This window comes from Lapillicoccus sp., assembly GCF_046595215.1.
In the GTDB taxonomy this organism is placed as follows: Bacteria; Actinomycetota; Actinomycetes; order Actinomycetales; family Dermatophilaceae; genus Lapillicoccus.
This window is the reverse complement of the sequence record NZ_JBKJPP010000022.1, coordinates 1-3,454: the sequence shown is the minus strand read 5'-3', so window position 1 is coordinate 3,454 and position 3,454 is coordinate 1. Positions and strand designations below refer to the sequence as shown.

2 protein-coding genes are annotated in these 3,454 nt (G+C 70.8%); both read left to right on the top strand.

Annotated features, from left to right (window positions below):
• Positions 1–1,764 (top strand): SbcC/MukB-like Walker B domain-containing protein (locus ACLL9L_RS02220; protein WP_411283013.1); only part of this gene is annotated, 1,764 nt, incomplete at its 5' end.
• Positions 1,765–1,782: 18 nt separating this feature from the next.
• Positions 1,783–3,066: a TIGR02679 domain-containing protein gene (locus tag ACLL9L_RS02215; protein WP_411283012.1), complete on the top strand. Its 1,284-nt coding sequence runs from the start codon at positions 1,783–1,785 to the stop codon at positions 3,064–3,066.
• The last annotated feature ends 388 nt before the right edge of the window (positions 3,067–3,454 follow it).

The window sequence follows — 3,454 nt, the reverse complement described above, 5'->3', positions numbered from 1 at the left end:
GAACGCGCCCGGGTGCGCGACCAGCTGGCTCGGATCCAGGGCTGGCTGGAGGGCCGGCCACGCCACGACCAGGTGCTGCGGGCCTGGGCGACCGAGGAGGAGCGGGAGCAGGCCGTGGGCCTGCGACGCGCAGAGCTCGACGAGGTCTCCATCCGCGCCCGGGCGGCACGCGCTCAGGCCGCCACCCGGCATACCGAGCTGGAAGGGTTGGCGCAGCTGCACGAGCTGCCGATCACGGAGACAGGCCTCCGGGCCCGATCCGAGTCGCTGGCGACGGCGGTCTCGGCGTTGGGTGATCTCGAGTCGAGAGCGTCTCGGCTGAGCGAGGACCTCGGGCGCTGGGGCCGCGACGCGGCGACCGCCCGGGCCGACGTCGAGTCCCTGCGCGAGGTCTCGGACGAGGCCCGGGCCGCCGAGCAGGAGCTGCAGTCGGTCCAGGCCGAGCGCGACGAGCTGCTGCAAGCCGAGGGGGCATCGGTCGCCGAGCTCGAGCAGCGCCTGCACGACCTCGCAGAAACGAGGGCCGCCGCGCGAAGCCGCACTGCGGAGCTCGACACCGAACACGACGCCCTCACCCGTCGGGTCGGCAGCCTGGGCAGCCGGGTCGAGACGGAAGCGATGCAGGTCGAGACGAACCGTCCTCTCCTGCAGGACAGTCAGGTTGGCCTCGCCGCGCTGGTCGACGTGCCCGGCGTCGTGACGTCCGCCGGGATCATCGAGGGGAGCGCAGACGCTGCCGTCCTCTCCGGGCAGGACATCGCCCCGCTGGCGGCGATGGCGCAGCGGCTCGAGGTGGGCGCCGACGAGGCGAGTCGCGCCCGCAACGCCGTCCTTGCCGGGATGGCCGCCCTCCTCAGTGGCGATGCTGCCGTCAACGAGCCGCGTTTCTCCGACGAGGACGGCGTCCTCGTCGCGATCGGCCGCGACGACTCGGGGGACCTCCCGCTGGTCGACCTCGGCGCCCGGCTCACCATCTCCGTCGCCAGGGACCGTGAGCTGCTGTCCGAGCGCGAACGCCGCCTCTTCGAGGAGCACGTGCTCGGCCAGCTGGGTGACGCGCTGCGCAGTGTCCGGATCAAGGCCGACGAGCTCGTGGCCGCGATGAACGCCCAGCTGCATGATGTGACCACGTCCCAGGGGATCCGGGTGCGGCTGCGCTGGAAGCTGCGCGACGACATCCCCCGCGAAGCCGGCCGAGCGGTCTCGCTCCTGGCGCAACCGATGGGGGCGCTACTACCCGGCGAACGCACCGAGCTGAGAGAGGTGCTCCACCGGCTGATCGAGGTCTCTCGGGCCGAGGCGCCCGAGGAGTCGTATGCCGAGCACCTCGCCAAGGCGCTCGACTACCGCCAGTGGCACGCCTTCACCGTGCAGTACTTCCGCCCGGAGGCGGGCAGCTGGAGTGACCTCCAGCGCCGGACCGCCCTGTCGCAGGGGGAGCAGAAGGTCCTCTGCTATCTCCCGCTCTTCGCCGCCGCCGCGGCGCACTTCGAGTCGCTGGCGGGGGCGGCGCCGTGGGCGCCACGATTCGTGCTCCTCGACGACGCGTTCCCCAAGATCGACGTGCGGACCCACCCGTTGCTCTTCGGCCTGCTCGTTGACCTCGATCTCGACTTCATCATCACCAGCGAGCGACTGTGGGGCACCCACGCCACGGTGCCTCAGCTGGCGATCTACGAGGCCCTGCGGAGTCCGCACGAGCGGGGCATCGCGCAGTATCAGCACCGGTGGGATGGCCAACAGCTGACGACCGTCGGGGCTTGATGTGGCGCAGGCGTCCAGGTGACGGATCCGCTGGGACTGCCGTCGTGGTGGTCGCTCGACGTGCTTGCGAGGGTGTGGGAGCTCATCGCGAACCGCCTGGAGCGCAACGGGATCCGGCCGACTGGCCGACTGGTCGTTGCCGACCTCGACCGATCGGAGCGGCACGCGCTCGGTGATCTGCTCGGGCGGTCCGTGACCTCAGGCCGGGCGTCCATCGATCTGGGTGTGCTGGACCGGCGGTTGTCCGAGCGGGCGGGAGTCGGGCTGGTCGAGGCGGTCGAGCAGGTGCGCGGGCAGCCGTTGGTCGATCGCCCGCAACGACGGGCAGTGCGAGCGAGCCGTCGCCAGGAGCCGTTCCGGGCCGCCGAGCAATGGCTCGTGGACCATCCAGGCGCGGTGTGGCCGTGGGTCGCCCCGTGGCTCGAGGGTCTGCGCCGGGACGGTTCCCTGATGCGCGACCCGGATCCGACCTCGTTGCTGCTCACGGCTCTGGACATCCTGTGGAGCAGACGTGAAGCGCTAGCGGAGGGCGATGTCAATGGCGGCGAATCCGGACGAGGTAGCTCCGGGTCTCGCGCGACCCCGGTGGCGCGGACCGAGCTCGCGGCCCGCACGGCATACGACGCGCATGCCCTCGACGCCGATCGCCGGCTCTCGACGATCGTGCTCCGCGCGCTCGCCACACGCAGCGGGATCGAGCTGAGCAGTGGGGCCGCCGAGCGTCGCGCCCTGTGGGAGTCCGCTGGGGTCGTCGCGGACTCGGTGTCTTCCACCTGTCTGACCTGGGGACTGCTGGGTCTTGGGCTGCGGGCCCCAGCCTCTGCCCATGCCGCGGCGTCCGGTCCGCGATGGCGCCCGGTCCACCTCACGTGGTGGGACCTCGAGGCCGGCGCCTCACTCCAGACCGGTCAGGACCTCATCGTGTGCGAGAACCCGAGAGTTCTCGAGGCGATCGCGCAGACCGGGATCGAGATCGGCGTGGTCTGCACCAGCGGGCGCCCCAACCTCGTTGTCATCGAGGTGCTGAGCCGAGCGTTGGCGGCCGGTGCCCGGATGCGCTATCACGGTGACTTCGACTGGCCAGGTGTCGCGATGGCCAACGACGCCGCCGGCCGGTTCGGTGCGGCGCCGTGGCTGATGGGCGTGGACGACTACCTCGCGACACCGGGGTCGTTGACCCTGGTCGGGTCCGCCGTGGAGCCGTCCTGGGACCCAGAGCTCGGGCCGGCGATGCGACGGCGCGGCCTGGCCGTGCACGAGGAGGCCATGTTGGAGCGACTCATCGACGCGCTCTCGGAGTGACCGGACCCCACTCGGGAAGATCCGCCCTCCCCGACCTCATCCACAGGTTTCCAACATTGCTCCGATCATTTCAACGGAGCCACAGGTCGGCAGCGCGGCTCTCGGCTCGTTCGGAAGTTCTCAGGGGTTCCCCCGATGGCGCCACCGGTCGCGAGGTAGCACCCTCTAGGCAAGGAGTCCCTTGACGGCGAGAAGACTTTCCGCGAGTACCTTCCTCCAGAGTGTCCAGTCTTCGGCCTACCGATCGACTAAGGGGACGGTCCCCGGTGGGTTCTGAATGTCTTGGGTGAGATCAGCGGACCCGCGACGGGACTGGCGCAGTACTACTCAGATGCGGCCGGGCGTCGAGCCCTGGTGGAGTCCGAGGCGGACTCGCGGTCTGCGACGG